We start from the raw sequence: 19,936 nt of genomic DNA, 5'->3' as shown, positions 1-19,936 counted from the left end.
GCGTTCCACGTCCGAACACTCGCACCTCGCTCGCCTTAAAACTCGCCGACGAATGTGGCTGAACGTACATCTATACCTCGGCCTGTTCGCCGGTGCGCTGTTGGTCGTGTTCGGCCTAACCGGTAGCATTCTGGCCTTCTGGCAGGAGATCGACGCCTGGCTGAATCCCGAACTGCACCAGGTGGCGGCATCGCCGGAAGGCCGGACGGCCTATCGTCCGCTGAGCGAACTGGTTCAGGCAGCGGACACTGCCGTACCCCCCGGTTCCAAACGCTCGATTGTGTATTATCCGCAGAGCCCCGATCTGGCCTTTTGGTTCTTTTACCAGGGGCCGGCAGCGGCACCTGAAGAGGCCGACACGCTGAACGTATTCGTCGACCCCTATACCGCGAAAGTGACGGGTACGCGGCTTTGGTACCATGCCCAAAACCCGCTGAAGCATTGCTTCATGGGTTTTATGTTCAAGCTGCATTACGCGCTGCTGCTCGGCAAGACCGGGGGTTTATTGGTAGGCATCCTGGCGGTGCTTCTGATCGTCTCGGTGCTTACCGGCCTAATCGTCTGGTGGCCGCTAACGGGCAAGTGGCGGCAGGCGCTCACTATCAAACCGCGAGCCAGTCCCGAGCGTTTCAACCATGACCTGCACAAGACGTTCGGTTTCTATTCGGCTTTGGTGATGCTGGCCGTGCTGATTTCCGGTGTGTATTTCAACCTGCCGGAGCAATTCCTGTGGCTGGTGGAACGGTTCTCGACAGTTTCCCGGCCCAAGGATTTCCTTTCAGAGCCCGGCTCGGGCCGGGTTCCCATTTCCCCGGACGAAGCGGCGGCCCGGATTCACCGGGCTTATGCCGAAGAACGGCTGTACTGGTTCTCCATTCCAGATACCGAGCACGGGACTTATGTTTTCGACTTGCAAAAACCCGTCGCTGGTCTGTTCACGGGGCGGCATCAAGTGGTCATGGATCGGTACAGCGGCGAGGTTCTGGCCGATCTGTCACCAGCTGCGGGAAACGGCGGGCAGATGTTCGTGCAATGGCAGTGGTCGCTCCATTCCGGCCATGCGCTGGGCATGACCGGCCGCATCCTGGTGTTCCTGACCGGCCTGGCCTGCCCGGTGATCTTCGTCACCGGCGTCATCCGTTGGCTGCAAAAACGGCGGGCCCGACGCGTGAAAGCGGCTTGAATCCCCCCCACAGGCTCAGCGCGCGGCCCAAGCCATGCTTCCGAGCGGCACGGAAAGTAGGGACGCTGTGCGCACCGGCCAATCGGGAGCATGGTTATAAATCAGGCCCGTAAATACCCTCCTGTGTATTTACGGGCCGCCCAGGCCGGCGGTACACGCCCGGCCTGGGCTCACGCGGCTTGTCGCCGCGACCGAAATCCGGCTGCTTGCGCATGCCGCTCGATGGGATATCCCCGGACAAAGAGGCTGCCCGTGCGACAGGCCGAAATGGAGAGAATGGTGCAAGACGAATTCGACTGTGTGATTTGCCGTAGCGATCGTGTACAAGCCTTGCCCGCGAGGCTGAACAGTGCAGCCGATCTATTTGATTTCTTGTATTTTTGCTGCAGTAGGCGCGTTTTTTGCTTTATGCCAATCGCCTATTTTCTCCCGCCAGCCGTTCCATCGAATGAGTCTCGATCTGTCCGCCGTTTACCTTCTCTATCGCAACGAGTTGCTCAATCGCTTGGTGCGCATGGTCGATTGCCGGGAAACGGCTCAGGATCTCGTCCAGGAAAGTTAAATCACCCCCGGCAAAGCCGGGGGCTTATTGGGTGAGCGCCTCGAAGGCGCCGTAAAATCATGAGCCGCCCAAGGCGGCTGTTTACAGGCCCAGCTTCATCTGGTCAATACGCTCATCCTCCTGTTCCTGATGGCGGATATACGCCCGAACCATAGCCTCATCCAAACCCACCGTGGACACAAAATATCCCCTCGCCCAGAAATTCTCCCCGGTGAAGTTCCTCTGCCGCCCCCCAAACTGCCGGGCGATTTGGATCGCACGCTTACCCTTGATGTAGCCCACCACGTTCGAAATCGCATACTTCGGCGGAATGCTGATACACATATGAACGTGGTCGCCCATCAGGTGACCTTCTACTATTTTCGATTCCTTGTGCCCGGCAAGCTCATGAAATATCTCTCCAAGATGCCGCTTGAGCGCACCAAAAATCTCTTTCTTCCGCCGCTTCGGGATGAACACCACATGATACTTACAATCCCACCGGGTGTGGGAAAGACTCTTCTGGTACTCTTTCATTGTGAACCTCCTTCTCTTGGTCGAGATTTCAGGTTCACGATGACCGTTGTACAGGTCAAACCTCGGTGAGTCCCCCGGCAAAGCCGGGGGCTTACCTCAATGAGTTATCTGGTACTGGCGCGAACGGCCGAGGAACAGGAGATTGCCCACCCCCGGGGATTTCTTCACCGCATTGCCGCCAATCTGGCGCTGGATCATCTGCGCCATCGCAAGACGGTCGAGGCCCACGCCGAGCTCACCGCCCCGGAGGAAGAAGCCGAACATTCTTCGACCGAAACGGAGGTTTCCGAGGCGGAATGGCGGGCGATGCTGCATCAGACCATCGCCGAGCTTCCCCCGCGCTGCCGGGACGCCTTCATTCTCCATAAGATCAGGGGCTTGAGTTGCCGTGAGGTGGCGAAGACGTTGGGTATTTCCGAGAGCGCAGTGGAAAAGCACATCGTCAAAGGCCTCATACATTGCCGCGCCCGTCTCGGGATTCACTACGCCAATCCGCCCAGGCACCGGTGAGCAGTCGATTTTCCGGCGCCGGAAAGGATGAGCCTATAATGCCCGCATGAATACACACGGTGATTTTCTCTCCGGCGGCACATCCGCGGCACGCGACGATGCGCTGGCCGAGGAAGCGGCGACCTGGTTCGTCAGACTGCGAAACGACGCGCTAACAGCCGACGAGCGGGCGCGGTTCGACGCCTGGATGAGGGACGATCCCGCGCATCGGCGGGCCTATGAAGAGGTCAGCGCCTTCTGGAACGATCCGGGATTTACGGCAGTTTTGAGGGAAACGCCGCTGACGACGCTGGCCAGCGAGCGAAAACGATCGCGTGGAAAGGCCTTGCGCCCCATCGCCTGGAGCCTGTCTCTCGCCGCCTGCGCGGTGCTTGCGCTGGCCATAGTCCGGCCCGCATTCATTCATTGCCTGGGCGCTGATTACTGCACCGAAATCGGTGAAGTCCGAACCGTGCAACTGGCGGACGGAAGCCGTGTCACGCTGAACACCGGCTCCGCCCTGAACGTTGCGTATCGGGACGGCGTTCGCGAAGTGCGGCTCCTGAATGGCGAAGCCGTTTTTGATGTCCTCCCCGACTCGCAACGTTCCTTTTTGGTCGACGGCCGCTACAGCCGGATCCGCGTCACGGGCACTCGCTTCGTCGTCCGGGAAGAGTCGAACAGCGATACCGTAACCGTAATCAGCGGCGTCGTGGAAGTGCGCCGGACGGGAGGCTCCCCGGCGGTCTTGCGCGAGAACGATCAGATCCGCGTCGGCGAAGGCCGTTCGAGCGAAATTACCCAAGTGGCGGGTTCCGTCGCCGCGGCCTGGATGAAAGGCGCGGTCCTCTTCGACAACGCATCACTGGAGCAGGTCGTCGACGAAATCGGGCGCTTCCGCCGGGGCGTGCTGGTTGTCGCCGGCGACCGGGCGCGAACCTTGAAAGTAAGCGGCCGCTTCGACATCAAGAATACCGACAGAGCTTTGGAATCCCTGGAACAGACCCTGCCGATCCGCATACGGCGCATCACGCCGTGGCTCGTGGTAATCGAATGAGGCGTTGCGAGCGCTTCGACCCTTCCCTACGCAAGACCCCGAAACGCCACCGTCATGACAGACGGTGATCGCGTTATCCGATCAAGCTTTGAACACGTCCTCGACGGACGTGGCCGTGAGTACCCTTTCGCCCCACTTTAACAAGGTATCCGCGTCAGCTTGGCTGACACGACCGCGATGGGTTTCATCCAGTGGGCCGAAGCGTAGTTCCAGCAGTCTCAGCAATAACGCCGCTTCGCCTTCCCGACACCCCTCCCGGCGCCCTTCCTGGCGCCCTTCTTCCAGTCCCTCCAGCCAACCCTGGTGTTTCCATTCTTTCGTCCACTCGGTGACACGTTCCGCCAACATGTTTTGTACCTCTTGCAAATCGTTGATATTTCCCAATTCTACGCCCGGCATCTTGCCCGGTAAAAACACCCGTTTCAGCCACACCGTAAAGGCCCGCCGGAGGGACGTTTGCTCCGGTGCCCGTAACCAGGTGACCAAGGCCGCCAATACCCGTTCCACGTCTTGCGGCGTACGGCTGTTTTCCAGCCGAAACAGCGCAGCGGCAAGATTGCGAAGCGGCGCCAGTTCGCTCTCGGCATAGCGGCCTTCATCCAAGAGAAAATACCGTAGGTGCGGGCGATACGTTTCCAGACCGCCGGGCACCGGCACGATGAAATCGGCGATCTCCTGTGGCGCATCCCAGCGCCGACTGCCGTTGTAAAGAACGATCGGCAGTACCGGGGGCAACCGGCCGTCGGCGGCAAGCCGCCCGGTCCGGACGAGATCCTGGTAGAGCAACCCCAGGTAAGCCAGAATGCGGACCGCCATGTAGCGATCCACGGTCGACTGGAATTCGATGAGGAGGTAAACGTACAGCCACTCCCGGCCCCAACGAACCCGCCAAATAACATCGTCTTCCCGCTCCCGGAGGTCATCCGCCACATAGCTGCCGTTGACCTTTTCGAGACTATCGAAATCCAGCTGTTGCACCCAGTCTTCGCGAACGAATCCCCGCAGCAGATCCGCGACCATCTCGGCGTGGGAAAACAGCAGCTTGTAGCTGTGATCGTGATCCATGGGCAAAGTTTACCCGACGAATCCGTTGTTCGTATAAATCGGAGCGGAATACGGGACTTCCAAACCCCCGGGCTTTCCGAATTCATGCGGTACGCCCCCCTTTGGACGCACAGCGTACAAACCGGTTTTTCTGCCGGTTTTTGTTCGTTCCATCTCATCCGGGCCACCACGGCATCCTTTTTCAACAATTCTCGCCGCAAATATTTTTAGCCGAGCAAGGCGAGGGAAATTTCTTCCGATCCGTCTTCATTGCGATTACCGAGAAATCGGGACACCCAGCCCACGCAATGGAGAAAAAATGAAAAACAGTCCTTTACGGCTCGCCCTGGCCGTTCCGATCCGTATCCTCGCCCGCCCGCTGCCACTGGCCATGACCGCCGCTCTGGCGATCCCCCGAGCTATCGTTGCCGCCGAACCGGTCCTGCCGTTCGATATCCCCGCCCAGGCCCTGGGCAGCGCATTGAACGCCTACTCGGAGCAAGTCGGCGTGCAACTGAGCTATCCCGCCGCGCTCGCCGCCGGCCTCGAATCGCCCGGCGTCACCGGCCGCTACACGCCGGCCGAGGCCCTGGAAAAGTTCTTGACCGGTACCGGAATCGCCGTCCAATCGACTCGCAACGGCACGCTGACCTTGGAACGCAAGGCGCCGCCGCAGAAGCTCAACCGAGCCGATCCGCCCGTTCCGTCAAGCGTGGCGCCGGTGGTCGTGACCGAAACGGCGGAGGAACAGCCGCAGCCGACTTACCAGGCCGAAACCTCCACCGCCGGGACGAAATTTCCGATCGAAATAACCCGCGTGCCGCAGAGCATTCAGATCATCACCGAATCCGCCATCGAGGATCGGGGCGCCGTCAGCATCGGCGATCTCGTCAAGCAAGTGCCCTCGGCCAACCTGTTCGGATTGCGCTACAGTCGTTTCCCCAAGGTGAATATCAGGGGTTTTATATCCGAGCAAACCCGCAACGATATGCGGCAATTGTTTTTTCCGGCATCGATTTCTCCGCCCTCAGCCATATTCAGAGCGTGGAGATACTGAAAGGGCCGGGCAGCACGGCCTTCGGGCAAGGCGGCAACGGCGGCGGGATCATCAACGTCGTCACCAAACGGCCTTACGATTGGTTCGGCGCCGAAGTCAGCTTTACTCGCGGCGGCTGGGACGGATTCGACGCCGACACCGGGAAATTGAAGCTCCTCTTGCTACCGACCGGCCAGCATGCCGGCAACACCATGACCAGTTGGCTGTTCGCCCTGCATGAGGCTAACGTCTTCGGACTCCCCTATCGGTTCTTCGTCTGTCTGCTGGGGCTTGCCATCGTCATGCTATCGGTCACCGGCATCGTCATCTGGCTGAAGAAACGCCGAGCGCGGTAAAGCCTTCGCTTACGGGGCCGGTCTTAACCCGCGCCGCGCCGAAAGTCATTCCGATTATGTCTGACTAGAATTGTAGAGGGTGAATGGGATCGTCGGAGGAAGGGAGCAATCGGATTCCGCCTCAGCCGATACCGCAAACAACGCCGATTGACTTTCCGCCGTGCAAAGTTGCCGGGCCGGGTCTTTGCCTGGCCGCGGCCTGGAAAAGTAATGCCCGACGGCGGGCGAAACGATCGGACCCAGATTCCAGTTCGAGACAACAACATGAAACCTAAACTGCTCACTCCCCTCCTGCTTGCGGCCGGGCTGCTCGGCGCCTGCACGGACGAAGCTTCCGCTCCCCTTGCCGGCAGCGGCTTGAGCCATCGAGGCCGAATCGCGCTCGAACCCTGTGCCGCGGGGGGCGATGCCGCTCTTTCCAGTGTCGAGGCGCTGTGCGGGACGCTCGAAGTTCCGGAGGATCGGGGCGCGCCGGGTGGCCGCAAGCTCCCGCTCAACATCGCGATACTGCCCGCAGAGAGCGAGAGAGCCTCCGACCCGGTGTTTTTCCTGGCCGGGGGCCCGGGTCAGGCGGCAACCGAGCTGGCCCCCTTCATAGGCTATGCCTTGCGCGCGGTGCGCAAGCGGCGCGACATCGTTCTGATCGACCAGCGCGGAACCGGCAAATCCAATCCGCTCGAATGCCTGGATGCCCGCGGCAAGCGCTTGGAGCCGCCGGACTCCGCCGCCCCCGGCCGCGAAGCACTGATCGAGTACGCCCGCAGCTGCGCGGCCTCGGTACAAGGGCGCGCCGACCCGCGCTTCTACACCACCGGCGAAGCCGTCCGCGACCTCGATGCGGTCCGCGACGCCCTCGGCGCGGCTCGGATCAACCTGGTCGGCTCCTCTTACGGCACCCGCGTGGCCCAGCAATACGCCCGACACTACCCGCAACAAGTGCGCAGCCTCGTCCTCGACGGCGTGGTACCGAACGATCTGGTGATCGGCGGCGAGTTCGCCCACACCTTCGAGGATGCGCTGAGTCTGCAGTCGCAGCAGTGCGATAAGCTGCCGGCCTGCCGCAAGCGCTTCGGCAGCGACTTCCGCCGGCAGTTGCGCGCGCTGATGGCGAAGCTCGATCGCGCTCCGGTGGAAGTCGAATATCGCGATCCCGCGACCGGCGAAGGACGGCGCGGTACCGTCACGGTCGAAACCGCCACCGGCCTGGCCTTCGCCTTTTCCTATGCGCCCCAGACGGCTGCGCTGTTGCCGCTGACGCTGGATGAGGCCCGCCAGGGGCGCTATGCGCCGCTCATGGCGCTAGGCGAAATGATGCGCCGCCAGCTCGACTCGATGATAACCCGCGGCATGCATTGGTCGGTCCTGTGCACCGAGGATGCCCCGCGCCATGTTGAAGGCGAGACCGAAGACACCGTCCTCGGCCCCGAGGTGGCGCGGCTGTTCTTCGCGCCGTGCACGGCATGGCCGCACGGGAGCGTCGAGAACGGATTCACCGCCGCGCTGGAGACCGGCCTGCCGGTGCTGCTGCTGTCGGGCGAACTCGACCCGGTGACGCCTCCGGCCTATGCCGAAAGCATGCTGTCGGGCCTGCCGAACGGCCGTCACCTGGTACTGCGCGGCCAGGGCCACGGCACCCTGGCGCTGGGCTGCATGCCGAAACTGCTGGCGCGATTCGTCGAAACCGCCGACGCCAGGGGCCTCGATGCCGATTGCCTGGACAGCATGAGCTATGTACCACCGTTCACCAGCTTCAACGGCTGGGAGCCCTAGGAGCCGGAATATGATCACAGCCCAACAATTGTATAAATCGTTCAAGACCAGGACCGGCACCGTCAAGGCGGTCGATGGTATCGACTTCACGGCCGAGGATGGGCGCATTACCGGCCTGCTCGGTCCCAACGGCGCCGGTAAGACCACCACCCTGCGCATGCTCTACACGCTGATGAAACCCGATCGCGGCCAGATCCGCGTGGACGGCGTCGACGCCGTCCAGGACCCGGCCGCGGTGCGGCGCGCACTCGGCGTGCTGCCCGATGCGCGCGGGATCTACAAGCGCCTGACCGCGCGCGAAAACATCGCCTATTTCGGGGAATTGCACGGCATGTCGAAAGCGAGCATCGCCGAGCGCACCCGGGAACTGTCGGCCAGGCTCGACATGGACGACATCCTCGACCGCCCGGCAGAGGGCTTCAGCCAGGGCCAGCGCACCAAGACCGCGATCGCACGGGCCCTGGTGCATGATCCGAAAAACGTGATCCTCGACGAACCCACCAACGGCCTGGACGTGATGACCACCCGGGCGATGCGCGACTTCCTGCTGCACCTGCGGAGCGAAGGCCGCTGCGTGATCTTGTCCAGCCACGTCATGCAGGAGGTGGCGGCGCTGTGCGACCGTATCGTCATCATCGCCGGAGGGCGGGTGGTTGCGGCGGGCTCGCCCGGCGAACTGCGCGAAAAGTTCGCTCGGGACAGTCTGGAAGACGCTTTCGTCCGGGCGATCGGCTCGGAGGAGGGCCTCCCGGCATGAACACCGCCACTCTGTCCGTACTGTGGGTCGTGATGCGCAAGGAACTCCGCGACATCGCGCGCGACCGCCGCACGCTGGCGCTGCTCCTCCTGGTCGGACCGCTGCTGAACCTGCTGCTCATTCTCGGAATGGGTCTTCTCGCCGAAAACCGCTTCAAGAGCGAGGCCGAAAAGCGGCTCGAGGTACCGGTCATAGGCGCCGAGCGCGCACCCAACCTGATCGCCTACCTGCGCTCGCTGGGCATCGAAGCGGTCGAGGCGCCATCCGATCTGGAGGCGGCGATCGCCCGCCAGGATGTCGAGGTCGCCCTGGAAATCGGCGCCGACTTCGCGCAGGACTGGCACGCCGGCCGGCCGGCCAAGGTGGAAATCGTCAGTGACGACAGCCGTCCCAACACCAAGCTACTGACCACGCGCCTGCGCACCGCGCTCACCGGATACCACGAGCAGATTGCCATGCTGCGGCTGATGGCGCGGGGCATCGATCCGGCGGTGGCGCGTCCGATCGCCGTCGCCAGCCGCGACCTGGCCAGCGAGGAAGCCAGGCGCGGCCGATTTCTCTCGTTCGTATTGCCTTATCTGCTCATTCTGCTCAGCTTCATCGGCGGCTCCTACCTGATCATCGACGCCACCGCCGGCGAACGCGAGCGGCAATCGCTGGAACCGCTGCTGGCCACGCCGGCTCCGCGGAGCACGGTGGTCTCGGGCAAGATTGCCGCGGCCTGCACGATCTGCCTGCTGTCGCTGCTGCTAACGCTGTTCGCCCTCAAACTGAGCAGCCAGACCTCGGACGCGGCACGATCGCTCGATTTCGGTTTTCCGGCGATCGCCCGGATGTTTCTGGTACTGACACCGCTGATGCTGATCGGCAATTCGCTGCTGACCCTGCTGGCGGCCACGGCCAGGAACATGAAGGAAGCGCAGACCCACATGGTCTGGCTGACGCTGCTGCCGGTAGTGCCGAATTTCATTCTGATGGCGAACCCGGTCAAGAGCCAGCTGTGGCAATACGCGGTACCGTTCCTTGCGCAGAACCAGCTGCTGCAGAAGATCATCCGAGCCGACGTCATCGACGGCACCACCTGGGGCGTCTATCTCGGCTCCAGCCTCGCGCTCTCGGCGCTGCTCTGGTTCGGTGCGGTGCGGCGTTATCAGCAGGAGAAGCTGGCCGTTTCCGACTGACCTGAGAAGGCGCGTGGGAAGCGACTGCCTAGCCCGAGCCGTCAGGACGGGGCGCACAGTTGTGTCGGCAATCCCTTGCCGACGCAGACGCTCGGTCGGGCCGTGACGTCGGGAAAGGATTCCCGACCTACAAGGGTGCACGGTCGCAGGTCGGCAATCCCTTGCCGACGCGGACGCTCGACCGAACCGCGACGTCGGGAAAGGATTCCCGACCTACAGGCCACACGGTCGTCGGCAATCCCTTGCCGACGAACCCGTTGGCCGGGCCGCGGGCGTCGGCTAAGGATTGCCGAATTTGAATACTCGAGTCGATCTATCCTGGCCGAATGCGCTAATGGCTCCCCGACCTGCCGAGCTTGCGTGAAAGTCCCCAATGGACTGCGTGAAATCCCTCAGGTCGCAGGCCATCGGCAGGACGAACACCGCCGATTCGACTAACCCCTTCATGGCTCGGTTGTTGCTTGTCTTCTCGATTATCCCTGTAGCCGAGTTCCGCCGGTCCCCAATGCCCTTCCCTCTCACTGATTCATTGTCCGCGCCGTGGATCGACGGGTTGATGCGCGACCTGCTCCGTTTCTTCCGGCGGCGCGTCAGGTGTCCGGATACCGCCGCCGATCTGGCCCAGGAAACGCAATTGCGCGTGTGGCTGCGTTCTCGCGAAGGGCAAATCGGCAATCCGCGCGCCTTCGCTTTTCGGGTCGCCGAGAACCTGGTGGTCGATCATTGTCGCCGGCAGGCAATCCGCGAAATCTGCATTCCGCTGGAAGACGAACACACCGATACCGTCGCCGCATGCGATCCCGCTCCCGAATATAGCCTGGAGCAAAAGCAGCGCTTGAACCGGCTCAACGAAGCCCTATCGGAGCTGCCGGAGAAATGCCGCAGCGCTTTTCTGCTCAATCGACTGGAAGGTTTGTCGCATAAGGCTATCGCGGCGCGGCTCGGCGTATCGGAAAGCATGGTCGCCAAGTATCTGGCTCAAGCCATGCGGCATTGCCGTTCGAGAGTGGACGATCGGACCTCGCGGTAATATTCCGGAGATGGCGCGTCTTATACTATGACGCACATCAACCACCGGCGGCCCATGGATTCTTCTTCCCGTTCATCCCACTCCCTCGCCGACCGGGCCGAAGCCTGGGTCATCCTGTTGCATTCCGGTAGCGCCACCGACGAACATCGGCGCGAGTTGGCGGCATGGCGAGCAGCTAGCCCGGACCACGAGGCGGCCTTCCGGGCGGCGGAGCGCTTGTGGCAGGACATGGGAATGGCGCTCGCGCCGGAAGTCGCGAGCAGGCGTGAAGAAAGCTCCCCCTTCCAATCGCCCTCCCCCCAAGGGCTTCGCCGCTCTCTGTCCGGGGGAAAAGCGAGAATTTTCCGCTCGGCGCCGTCCGTCGGAAAGCAGCGCCGAACGGCATTCGCACTGGCAGCCTGTCTGCTGGCGTCGATAATCGCGGTCCGGATGCTCGGACTGACCGATGTCTGGCTCAGCGATTATCGCACCACCACCGGCGAGCGCTCGGAAATCACTCTGGCGGACGGCAGCCGTGTCATCTTGGATACCGACACGGCGCTGTCGGTGCATTTAGGCGAGCAGGTCCGCCGCGTGGAACTGTACCGGGGCCGGGCCTCGTTCAGGGTCGCCGCCGACCCGGCGCGCCCTTTCGAAGTGGCGGTCGGCGCGGTGACCGTCCGTGCGCTGGGCACGGCGTACGATGTGGCGTTGTCCGGGAACGAGGTTCTCGTCAGCGTTCTGGAGCACAGTGTCGCCGTGCGCGTGTCCGGATCGGAGCGAGCGTTGACGCTGGCCGCCGGGCAACGGACGCGCTGGAACGGCCGCGAACTGAGCGAGCCCGAGCCGGTCAATGCGCGCACCGCCTCCGCCTGGCACAAGGGAAAAATGATTTTCGACGACCGCCCCCTGGCCGAAGCCATCGCCGAATTGGACCGCTATCGGCCCGGCACGATATGGATCACCTCGGCCGAACTTCGCGCCCTGCGGGTAACCGGCGTGTTTCCGCTGAACCGGCCCGATACGGTTCTGAAGGACATGGCGGCAACGCTGAAGCTTCGTACCACCAAACTAGGCCCGTGGATCACGCTGCTGCATCGTTAAGCTGCTCCCGAGCGAAATGCGAGGCCAAAAAAAGCGGACAGGAAAAAAGCTTCCTGTCCGCTTGCGTTGAGGGGCGAGTTCTTATCGTGCCAGTTTCAAATGCTTCAACGCTTCTTCAGAGTGTTGGGCCGCGATATCGGCATGCCCCATTTTGCCGTGCTCAACCGCCTGATTAAGATGGTCGATGGCTTCTTTCACATGTTTGGTCGCTTCATCGTGATATTTTTCGGCGGCCTTGGCATGGGTGAGCGCTTCCTCAGCATGCTGGGTCGCCTGTGGCGCATGTTTATCCTGGCCATGTGCGAGCGCCTGCGCCGCGTGCTCGATGGCCTGGTCGGTATGAGCGTCCCAGGCGAACGCCATCCCGCTCGCCGTCAAAACCAACGCGCCTGTTAACGATGTTATTAGCTTTGTTTTCATATTCGCCTCCATAGGTGCTATTCATCGGTATCGACATGTCCTACCCCTTATCGTTCAACTCGGGGCAAGCTAAGCCTAACAGAAACGTCGGGCGGCTCGAAAGCACGTCATTGAGTATCGAAACTTAAATAATGCAGTAGATAAAGACAGATACATCTAGCGGGAAATCCGGAACCTAAACCTTTGTACCGGGCGCCGGAAACAAGAAAGGCCGACCGAAAGCCTTATCGGACATGCCGCTGCAAATTTCGCGGTCTCGTGCGTCTTTCCGTATGTCAGTCCAAAAAACAATACGGAGGCACCCTTGAAACACGGCCGCTTTTTGTCGTCCGCTGTCGGAGCTCTGGCATTTTCGGTCAGCCTGTCAGGCATGGCCGAAACCGTCCGCCATTTCGATCAGCCCGCCCAGCCGCTAGGAAAGGCTCTCACCGAGTTCGCCGACCAGACCGGAACCAAACTTCTGTTTCCCGCCCAATTGGTCGAGGGGCTGACCGCACCGGCCTTACACGGCCACTATACCGACACCGAGGCTCTACAGCGCCTGCTGGCGGAATCGCCCCTGACCTACGCCACGGACGGCACCGGCGGCACCCTAACCTTGATCCGCGCCGAAAAGCGCATGGCCGCACTCGACGAACAGGCCGTGCAGCTCGCACCGATCATGGTGAAGGAAGAGGCGCTGGCCGAGGACGAGGTCCACGGCTATGCCGTGACACGCGCCATGTCCGCCACCAAGACCGACACGCCGATCATGGACACGCCGGTGTCGATACAGGTAGTGCCCCGCGCGGTCATGCAGGATCAGCAAACCACGCGCCTAAAAGATGCGTTGGAAAACGTCAGCGGTGTGCGCCCCCAAACCAGTTTGGGCCGTGGCCACGGCTTCCTTATCCGAGGCTTCAAGAACCAGCGCGTATTTCGTAACGGCCTTGTCGCGGGCGGCATTTCCGTCGGGGAAGCGCCTGAGTTTGATACGGCCAATTTGCAAAGCGTCGAGGTATTGAAAGGCCCCGCGGCCATTTTATTCGGCCGCATCGAACCGGGCGGGATGATCAATGTCGTGACCAAACGGCCCGAGGATACGTCCCGCTATTCATTGGAACAGCGTTTCGGCTCTTACGATTTCTATCGGACGGAATGGGACGCGACCGGAGCGATCACCGAGGACCGGTCCTGGCGCTACCGCTTTGCCGGCGCTTATCAGAACAATGAATCGTTCCGCGATTTCAATTTCAACGACCGGATTTTGGTGCAGCCTTCCGTAACCTGGCGACCCAGCGACGCCACGGAAATGACCCTGGATGTCGAAGCCCTGTATCAGGAATACCAGGCCGATCGGGGATTGTTCGCCATCGGCGACCGCCCGGCGCCGATTCCCATCAGCCGCTCCTTTATCGATCCCGACGACCCGGTCGATACCTTGTCGAGGGTGAATCTCGGATTTACTTTGACGCATGCTTTTAACGAAACCTGGACTTTACGGAACAGGTTCTTGGCTTCGTTTAACGAAGACAGCAATTTGTCCGTGAAACCGGCGAATGCCTTCACCGTTCAACAGTTCCTGGATCCCGGCACCGGCAACCGTACCTATCTCCGCAATATCTTTTCTCAAGCCGCTGAATCCGAAACCTACACCACCAACCTCGACCTGACCGGGAATTTGGAGCTTTGGGGAACTAAACACCAAACCTTGGTCGGTTTCGACTTCCTGAGATCGACGGGCACCTATCTGACCCGAGGGGATTTCATAAACCCCGTACCGGGCCTGGAAATCGACATTTACAATCCGGTCTACGGCATCGACCGTTCGTTTTATGCGAATGCTCTGGCAACGCCTTTTCCGGCGGGAAGCAGTCATTCCTATTTCAGGGATGAGTGGTACGGCGTGTATTTCCAGGATCACATCACGCTCTGGGACACGCTCCACATCCTCGGAGGCGGCCGTTACGACTGGGCGACGACCGGACGCGGCAGGGGCGATTCCTTCAGAGCGGCCGAAGCCGATCTGCCGTCCCGCAAGGATGAAGGATTCAGCCCGAGAGTGGGCATTCTCTATCAACCCTGGTACTGGCTGAGCGTTTACGGCAACTGGACCACTTCGTTCGGCGCGAATAACACCATTACGAATAGCGGCGCCACGGTCGATCCGGAAATCGGCGAACAATTCGAGGCCGGTGTCAAAACCGAGCTTTTCGACCAGCGCTTGACGGCCACGCTGGCGTATTATCATCTGACCAAAGAGAACATCCTGACGCGGGATTTCAGCAGCCCCGACCCGTTCGCCGTTGCCCCGATCGGCGAAGCGCGCAGCCAGGGCATCGAGCTGGATGTGTCCGGACAGATTACGGACGAACTGAGCCTCATCGGCAGCTATGCGTTTACCGACGCGCGCATCACGAAAGACAACGACGGTCGGCAGGGCAACCGGATGAACAACGTGCCCGAGCACGCCGGCAGTCTCTGGCTCAAGTACGATATCCAACGCTACGAGCCGCTGAACGGCCTGAGTTTCGGCGCCGGTGTGTTCGTCGCCGGTCAGCGAGAAGGCGATGATGCCAATACCTTCGTCTTGCCGGGTTACGTCCGCCTGGATGCCTTTGCCGCCTACCGCTACCGGCTCAGCGACGCCAATCTGATCGCGCAATTCAACATCCGCAACCTGCTGGACAAGACCTATTACGAATCCACCGATCCGTTCCAGAGCGCGCCGCCACGCGTCGGCATTTATCCGGGCGCGCCGCTGACCGCGATGGGTTCGATTCGGCTGGAATTTTGATCGAATGACGGAGACATGATGAATCGATGGATGAGCGTCGTACGGCAATCCCCGAATGGCGTTGACGCATGGCGGGCGGCGCGTTTGTCGCGGCTCAAGGCGCGCCGAAAATTGTGGCTCGAGGTTCATGCCTGGCTGGGACTGATACTCGGCTTCTTTCTCGCGATCTTCGGCATCACCGGCAGCGTTCTCGTCTTTTACGAAGAAATCGACGACGGGCTGAATCCCGGCATCATCGCGCTCGCTGGTCCGGTCGAGGGACAGGCATATTTCCGCCCGGTCGACGACATCCTCGAAGCGGCGCGCTCGGTGATGCCGAACCGAGCGCAAATCGGCTCGATCGTTTACCCCCGGCATGACCGGCGGGCGTATCAATTCTTCTACCGCGTCGCCACCGACAACGAATCCACGCCCGAACTCCGGCACGTCTTCGTCGATCCCTATACGGCCGAGGTGACCGGAACACGGGCCGTGATCGAACGGGGACGGTGGATTCCGGACGGTTTCGTGCCTTTCATGTTCCAGTTGCATTTCGCCTTGCTGGCGGGCAAGACCGGCGTGGTCGTCGTCGGAATCATGGGCGTGATTTCGATCATTTCGGTGCTCACCGGCTTGATCCTATGGTGGCCATTGACCGGCAACTGGCGGCGGGTATTGACCATCAAGCGGAACGCCAGTCCCGAACGCCTCAATCACGATGTTCACCAAACCTTCGGCTTTTACACCGCCTTGATCCTGCTGGCGGTGCTCCTGTCCGGCGTGTACATGAACCTGCCCGATCATTTCAAGGCGCCGGTCAAACTGCTTTCGCCGGACAGCCGGACTTTCACGGACAATCCGCAATCATCCCCGGCGGCGGGACGGTCTCCGATCGGTTTCGATCGCGCCCTGGCCGGCGTCCGCAGGCGCTATCCCGAGGGAAGGATCAATGGGCTACGCCTGCCTGAGGGGGAAACGGGCGTCTATACGATCAGCATCAGGGATGTACCCGGTCTCAGCCGGTTTTGGTCGGAACGGCGGGTGACGGTAGATCAATATTCCGGTGAGATACTGACGGTCCACGATCCCGACACCCGAACCGCCGCCGGCGACACCTTTCTGGACTGGATGTGGCCGCTCCATTCCGGCAAGGCCTTCGGCTGGCCCGGCCGCATCCTGATCTTTTTCACCGGCCTCGCCTGCCCGGTGCTGTACGTCACCGGCGTGGTCCGCTGGCTGCAGAAAAGGCGGGCCAAAAAGCTCAAGATCCGAGTCCCGGATCGTCGACCGGCGTAACGCACGAACTGCAACTAGAGAGCGTCTTCGTCGGCAAGGGATTGGCGACCTACGACCGTGCCGCCCCGTAGGCCGGCAATCCTTTCCCGACGTCATACTCCGAGCGAGCGCCTTCGTCGGCAAAGGATTCCCGACCTGGGAAGACTTGAATGAATTTACCCGAACCTAAGCCGCCAACGACTTCCGCTGAACTCGTTTTGCCGTATGAGCGTGTTGCTAGCCCTCCGGCAAAAAGTCAAGCTCGTCATGGTCGTCCCCACGCTTACAAAAGTGGATTCGATCTCTTCCTTCGTGACCGAGATGCTGCCGTCCGGCTGAAGATGGCCGATCACGAACGACGCCAGGGGCTCAAGCTCGACCCGGCTCAGTGCGGTCCGGGCATCGTGGGTGGTGTGTACGCCGAGAGCCTCGCCGATAGGGCCTTCGTCGATCGCCCGAGCAACCGCGGCATTGCCACGGGCGAGATCGTGCAGCTGCTGCCACGTCTCGCGCCGGAAACGCTCGACCTCGGCGAATCGGTCGAACTGCAAGTCGATAGGCAATACCTTTCGCAGAGAGCTTGTGCCACGCCGGTAAGTGTTAAGGAACGCTCGGGTGTAATCGCGTACCGCGGCACGCAAGGCCGGATTTGTCAAATCCTCCGTTCAATTTTGTGTAGGTATTAAATTGGGTTATATGGCCAGCCCTTTAACAGGCTGTTGAAATTCGCCTCCATGCCTTCGGCTTTACCCCTTATCGGCGGCTTAATTTTTAGTGCTGAAGGTCCTTTTAGCGCTGAAATCCCGGTTCTAGCCGGTTTTCATCCCCCCGCTTGGGGGTTCTTGCCGCCTTTCGGCGAGTTTTGGGCAGACGCCCGCCTAGGCCGTCGACCATCGCCAGCCGAACAGCCCACCCAACCGGGTCAGGTTGTAGGCGGCGAACGTGAACACGGTCTGGGCCGCCACCTTCTTCAAACCCCGGAACCGGGTCTGGCGTAACCCGCCCACGGTCTTCGACCACCCGAAGATTTCTTCCACCCGCTTACGCCTCTTCAGGCTGGTCCGGTAGCCGGCGTGTCGGGTGGTGCGGCCATCGATGGCGGAGCCTTTTTCCTTCCGGGCGACATGCGGCGTGACCCGCTGCTCCCGGAGAGCTTGCACGAACTCCGGCACGTCGTAAGCCTTATCCGCCCCGACCGTCGCGCCGGGCTTCGTGACGGTGCGACCGATCATGATCTTGGCCGCGTCCCGTTCCGCCGTGCCGGTGGCGTGAGTCACCTCGACATCCACGACCAGGCCCGTCCGGTTTTCCATCAGGGCATGGCCCATGAAGCACAGTTGGGCTTTATCCCCTTCGCTTTTCTTGTAAAGGCGAGCCTCCGGATCAGTGGTCGAGGCGTGGGTCGCATTGGCGCGCTTTTCGCCCTTGAAATCGACGGACGGATTCCGGCCGCCGTCCTCCGGCGGAGGCGAGCCGCCATCCTTTTTCACAAAGCTCTTCATGGAGGCCCACGCCTGGATCAGCGTGCCGTCCACCGAGAAATGCTCGTCCGACAAAAGGTCCTGCCATTCCGCCAGCAACACGACCCGCTCGAAAAACAGCCGGGAAATCCGCTCGTTCAGCAACCGATCCCGGTTGGCGCTGAAGGTGGAGTGGTCCCAGACCTCGGCATCCAGCGTCAGCCCGACAAACCAGCGGTACAAAAGATTGAATTCGATCTGCTGGACCCACTGCCGCTCGGAGCGGACAGAGAACAAGACTTGGATGAGACTGGCGCGTAGCAGCCGCTCCGGCGGAATCGACTCCCGGCCGGTCCGGGCATAGAGGGCATCAAATTCCGAGTCCGGCGTGGTCAGCAGAATGTCGACCACGGCCCGGAGCTTGCGAAGGGGATGATCCTTGGGAATCCGGTCTTCCAAGGTTCGGTAGCTGAAGAGTTCTTGCTGGGTGATGTCGGCGCCGCGCATGAAAGCGTCCAAAGTATCTTGAAATGATATTATTTTGCCATGACAAACAATCGTTTATGCCTATTTTAGGCGATCCATCCAACGAATTTATGCGGCTTCCAGGGCCGAGAAAATCAACAGCCTGTTAAACCCACTTATTCTGTGACCTATTCACTATGTGTCGCGACTCGGTAAAGAATACGGGTGTGTCTGCAAGCGTTGGAACGGCTGCCGGAACCCCCAAAGCGAAACTCAAACTATCGGCAGGTTTCACGCGGACTCGCGACGGCTTTTTGATCAAGAAAGAAGCCGTGAGTGATTCCGGAGGAGTCAGAACTTATCTCGGTCTGCCGTTCCCCCTGAGCGCAGTCGAACGGCCTGTCCTGAGTCCTATCGAAGGGCCTGTCCTGAGCCCAGCCTAAGGGTTTTACGGCCTGCTGAGATTGGCTCTAAGTAGACACCTCGAAGAAGAGAACGTGGTCGGCCTTCGTCACGGTCGCCGATAAGGCAAATCGAAAGAAGTCCGCCGAATCCCACACACGGTGTGGCATTTAACGCAGAACTCCGACACCCTCCGAACTTTCGGACGCGAATGGTCAGAGCATTTTCATACCGGCTGGGCCGGCACTCGCAAGTAGCTCGGCAATCCCTTGCCGACGAACCCTTCGGCCCAATGACGGCGTCGGCAAAGGATTGTCTACAAATGCGTGGGAATCGATTCACCCGAACCGAAGGGCTCAACGGCTTCCGCCGAGCCCGTCTTGCCGTACGAGCGCGATAAAAAAGCCGAGGCCGCTTCCATGGCATCCTTGTTGCTTTGCCTCTTCCCTTGCAAGGCATGTCGAAAAGGCCTTAATTGAGGCCGGCCATGAGCGGCACGCCCGACGCGAAAGCAGGACTTTCGTTCCGGACCGCAATAACAATAACCTACCGTAATCCGGTTAACCGACAATGGACCATTCTCCAGCTTGCGTCAGCGATGTGTTCCTGAATCACCGGGAAACGCTCGTTCGCACCTTGTTCCGCATGGTGGGTTGCCGGCAGACCGCCGAAGACCTGGCACAGGAAGCCTATCTGCGGGTGATGGGGGCGGCGGAAAGGCATCAGGTCAACTATCTGAAAGCCTTTCTTTACCAGACCGCGCGCAATCTGGCCCTCGATCATTTGCGCAAGGCGAAGATGCGCGCCCGGACCGATTGCCCGGACGCCGACGCGGAAAAAGTTGCCGAAATTCCGGCTTCGGCGCCGACACCCGAGCAGGAAGCCGCAGCGCGACAGGACGTCGAAAGGCTGTTCCAAGCCCTGGCCGTCTTGTCCGAGCGGCGGCGGCAAATCCTGATTCTGCACAAGCTCCATCACTGGTCTTACGAACGCATCGCCAGCCACATCGGCCTGTCCCGAAGCGCTGTGGAAAAGAACGTCCAAGCGGCCCTGGCCCATCTCATGTCCGTCTTGGGAGACGATATCCTCTGACGC

General features: G+C 61.0%; 17 protein-coding genes and 2 pseudogenes. 14 read left to right on the top strand and 5 right to left on the bottom strand.

Translation table 11 applies throughout. The features are described from left to right. Positions 1 to 52 precede the first annotated feature (52 nt). Both sS8_RS00845 and sS8_RS27480 read left to right on the top strand, forming a co-directional pair. Positions 53 to 1,183 carry a PepSY-associated TM helix domain-containing protein gene (locus sS8_RS00845; protein ID WP_232020472.1) on the top strand — a complete coding sequence of 377 codons (1,131 nt, stop codon included), beginning with the start codon at positions 53 to 55 and terminating at the stop codon, positions 1,181 to 1,183. A 349-nt stretch (positions 1,184 to 1,532) separates the two neighbouring features. Next, positions 1,533 to 1,745 carry a hypothetical protein gene (locus sS8_RS27480; protein WP_145986358.1) on the top strand — a complete coding sequence of 71 codons (213 nt, stop codon included), beginning with the start codon at positions 1,533 to 1,535 and terminating at the stop codon, positions 1,743 to 1,745. Between the two features lie 81 nt (positions 1,746 to 1,826). Here sS8_RS27480 and tnpA read toward each other — a convergent pair whose 3' ends face one another. Further along, complete coding sequence (gene tnpA / locus sS8_RS00840) at positions 1,827 to 2,261, bottom strand: IS200/IS605 family transposase (protein WP_119627924.1); 435 nt, start codon at positions 2,259 to 2,261, stop codon at positions 1,827 to 1,829. 99 nt (positions 2,262 to 2,360) lie between these two features. Here tnpA and sS8_RS00835 point away from each other — a divergent pair, with 99 nt between their 5' ends. Together sS8_RS00835 and sS8_RS00830 are read left to right on the top strand one after the other, a co-directional pair. Then, positions 2,361 to 2,771 (top strand): RNA polymerase sigma factor, encoded by a 411-nt coding sequence (locus tag sS8_RS00835; protein ID WP_119627986.1) that lies wholly within the window; start codon positions 2,361 to 2,363, stop codon positions 2,769 to 2,771. A gap of 46 nt (positions 2,772 to 2,817) precedes the next feature. Next, the gene (locus tag sS8_RS00830) at positions 2,818 to 3,807 is read left to right on the top strand and encodes a FecR family protein (RefSeq protein ID WP_119627985.1); all 990 of its coding nucleotides are present in this window, start codon (positions 2,818 to 2,820) and stop codon (positions 3,805 to 3,807) included. A gap of 81 nt (positions 3,808 to 3,888) precedes the next feature. Here sS8_RS00830 and sS8_RS00825 read toward each other — a convergent pair whose 3' ends face one another. After that, the gene (locus sS8_RS00825; protein ID WP_119627984.1) at positions 3,889 to 4,872 is read right to left on the bottom strand and encodes an Rpn family recombination-promoting nuclease/putative transposase; all 984 of its coding nucleotides are present in this window, start codon (positions 4,870 to 4,872) and stop codon (positions 3,889 to 3,891) included. A gap of 298 nt (positions 4,873 to 5,170) precedes the next feature. On the opposite strand from sS8_RS00825, the pseudogene sS8_RS28875 reads away from it, so the two are divergent. From sS8_RS28875 to sS8_RS00795, 7 genes and pseudogenes are all read left to right on the top strand, one after another. Continuing rightward, positions 5,171 to 5,770 (top strand): annotated as a pseudogene (locus tag sS8_RS28875) (secretin and TonB N-terminal domain-containing protein); the annotation flags it as partial. Then, a pseudogene (locus tag sS8_RS29760) lies at positions 5,686 to 6,243 on the top strand (PepSY domain-containing protein); the annotation flags it as partial. The pseudogenes sS8_RS28875 and sS8_RS29760, both read left to right, overlap by 85 nt. A gap of 264 nt (positions 6,244 to 6,507) precedes the next feature. Beyond that, positions 6,508 to 8,013, top strand: a complete 1,506-nt coding sequence (locus tag sS8_RS00815; protein ID WP_119627983.1) for an alpha/beta hydrolase — start codon at positions 6,508 to 6,510, stop codon at positions 8,011 to 8,013. 10 nt (positions 8,014 to 8,023) lie between these two features. After that, a complete protein-coding gene (locus tag sS8_RS00810; RefSeq protein WP_119627982.1) occupies positions 8,024 to 8,770 on the top strand; it encodes an ABC transporter ATP-binding protein in 747 nt (248 codons plus the stop codon). After that, positions 8,767 to 9,951, top strand: coding sequence for an ABC transporter permease (locus tag sS8_RS00805; protein WP_119627981.1), 1,185 nt, complete (start codon positions 8,767 to 8,769; stop codon positions 9,949 to 9,951). The genes sS8_RS00810 and sS8_RS00805 overlap by 4 nt, the downstream gene beginning before the upstream one ends. Before the next feature lie 556 nt (positions 9,952 to 10,507). Next, the gene (locus sS8_RS00800; RefSeq protein ID WP_170160889.1) at positions 10,508 to 10,981 is read left to right on the top strand and encodes a sigma-70 family RNA polymerase sigma factor; all 474 of its coding nucleotides are present in this window, start codon (positions 10,508 to 10,510) and stop codon (positions 10,979 to 10,981) included. A 54-nt stretch (positions 10,982 to 11,035) separates the two neighbouring features. Beyond that, the gene (locus sS8_RS00795; protein ID WP_232020471.1) at positions 11,036 to 12,064 is read left to right on the top strand and encodes a FecR family protein; all 1,029 of its coding nucleotides are present in this window, start codon (positions 11,036 to 11,038) and stop codon (positions 12,062 to 12,064) included. Between the two features lie 81 nt (positions 12,065 to 12,145). Here sS8_RS00795 and smbP read toward each other — a convergent pair whose 3' ends face one another. Continuing rightward, the gene (smbP, locus tag sS8_RS00790; protein WP_119632555.1) at positions 12,146 to 12,484 is read right to left on the bottom strand and encodes a small metal-binding protein SmbP; all 339 of its coding nucleotides are present in this window, start codon (positions 12,482 to 12,484) and stop codon (positions 12,146 to 12,148) included. A gap of 370 nt (positions 12,485 to 12,854) precedes the next feature. Here smbP and sS8_RS00785 point away from each other — a divergent pair, with 370 nt between their 5' ends. Further along, positions 12,855 to 15,260: a TonB-dependent siderophore receptor gene (locus sS8_RS00785; protein ID WP_119627978.1), complete on the top strand. Its 2,406-nt coding sequence runs from the start codon at positions 12,855 to 12,857 to the stop codon at positions 15,258 to 15,260. Between the two features lie 15 nt (positions 15,261 to 15,275). Continuing rightward, a complete protein-coding gene (locus tag sS8_RS00780; protein ID WP_232020469.1) occupies positions 15,276 to 16,535 on the top strand; it encodes a PepSY-associated TM helix domain-containing protein in 1,260 nt (419 codons plus the stop codon). Between the two features lie 155 nt (positions 16,536 to 16,690). On the opposite strand, the gene sS8_RS00775 is transcribed toward sS8_RS00780, so the two are convergent. Together sS8_RS00775 and sS8_RS00770 are read right to left on the bottom strand one after the other, a co-directional pair. Further along, entirely contained in the window at positions 16,691 to 17,170 is a 480-nt protein-coding gene (locus tag sS8_RS00775) for a hypothetical protein (protein WP_119627976.1), read from the bottom strand. A 222-nt stretch (positions 17,171 to 17,392) separates the two neighbouring features. Further along, positions 17,393 to 18,481 carry an IS5 family transposase gene (locus sS8_RS00770; protein WP_119627975.1) on the bottom strand — a complete coding sequence of 363 codons (1,089 nt, stop codon included), beginning with the start codon at positions 18,479 to 18,481 and terminating at the stop codon, positions 17,393 to 17,395. A gap of 930 nt (positions 18,482 to 19,411) precedes the next feature. Here sS8_RS00770 and sS8_RS00765 point away from each other — a divergent pair. Further along, positions 19,412 to 19,933: an RNA polymerase sigma factor gene (locus tag sS8_RS00765; protein ID WP_119627974.1), complete on the top strand. Its 522-nt coding sequence runs from the start codon at positions 19,412 to 19,414 to the stop codon at positions 19,931 to 19,933. The last annotated feature ends 3 nt before the right edge of the window (positions 19,934 to 19,936 follow it).

Origin of the sequence: Methylocaldum marinum, from assembly GCF_003584645.1 — a bacterium.
GTDB lineage: Bacteria > Pseudomonadota > Gammaproteobacteria > Methylococcales > Methylococcaceae > Methylocaldum > Methylocaldum marinum.
The sequence above is the reverse complement of the archived record's forward strand: the minus strand, read 5'-3'. Positions and strand labels throughout refer to the sequence as shown.

Excerpts from the sequence above, each read along its gene's own strand:
- sS8_RS00845 (WP_232020472.1), top strand. The coding sequence starts at position 53 with ATGTGGCTGAACGTACATCTATACCTCGGCCTGTTCGCCGGTGCGCTG.
- tnpA (WP_119627924.1), bottom strand. The coding sequence starts at position 2,261 with ATGAAAGAGTACCAGAAGAGTCTTTCCCACACCCGGTGGGATTGTAAG.
- sS8_RS00835 (WP_119627986.1), top strand. The coding sequence starts at position 2,361 with ATGAGTTATCTGGTACTGGCGCGAACGGCCGAGGAACAGGAGATTGCC.
- sS8_RS00830 (WP_119627985.1), top strand. The coding sequence starts at position 2,818 with ATGAATACACACGGTGATTTTCTCTCCGGCGGCACATCCGCGGCACGC.
- sS8_RS00825 (WP_119627984.1), bottom strand. The coding sequence starts at position 4,872 with ATGGATCACGATCACAGCTACAAGCTGCTGTTTTCCCACGCCGAGATG.
- sS8_RS00815 (WP_119627983.1), top strand. The coding sequence starts at position 6,508 with ATGAAACCTAAACTGCTCACTCCCCTCCTGCTTGCGGCCGGGCTGCTC.
- sS8_RS00810 (WP_119627982.1), top strand. The coding sequence starts at position 8,024 with ATGATCACAGCCCAACAATTGTATAAATCGTTCAAGACCAGGACCGGC.
- sS8_RS00805 (WP_119627981.1), top strand. The coding sequence starts at position 8,767 with ATGAACACCGCCACTCTGTCCGTACTGTGGGTCGTGATGCGCAAGGAA.
- sS8_RS00800 (WP_170160889.1), top strand. The coding sequence starts at position 10,508 with ATGCGCGACCTGCTCCGTTTCTTCCGGCGGCGCGTCAGGTGTCCGGAT.
- sS8_RS00795 (WP_232020471.1), top strand. The coding sequence starts at position 11,036 with ATGGATTCTTCTTCCCGTTCATCCCACTCCCTCGCCGACCGGGCCGAA.
- smbP (WP_119632555.1), bottom strand. The coding sequence starts at position 12,484 with ATGAAAACAAAGCTAATAACATCGTTAACAGGCGCGTTGGTTTTGACG.
- sS8_RS00785 (WP_119627978.1), top strand. The coding sequence starts at position 12,855 with ATGGCCGAAACCGTCCGCCATTTCGATCAGCCCGCCCAGCCGCTAGGA.
- sS8_RS00780 (WP_232020469.1), top strand. The coding sequence starts at position 15,276 with ATGATGAATCGATGGATGAGCGTCGTACGGCAATCCCCGAATGGCGTT.
- sS8_RS00770 (WP_119627975.1), bottom strand. The coding sequence starts at position 18,481 with ATGCGCGGCGCCGACATCACCCAGCAAGAACTCTTCAGCTACCGAACC.
- sS8_RS00765 (WP_119627974.1), top strand. The coding sequence starts at position 19,412 with ATGGACCATTCTCCAGCTTGCGTCAGCGATGTGTTCCTGAATCACCGG.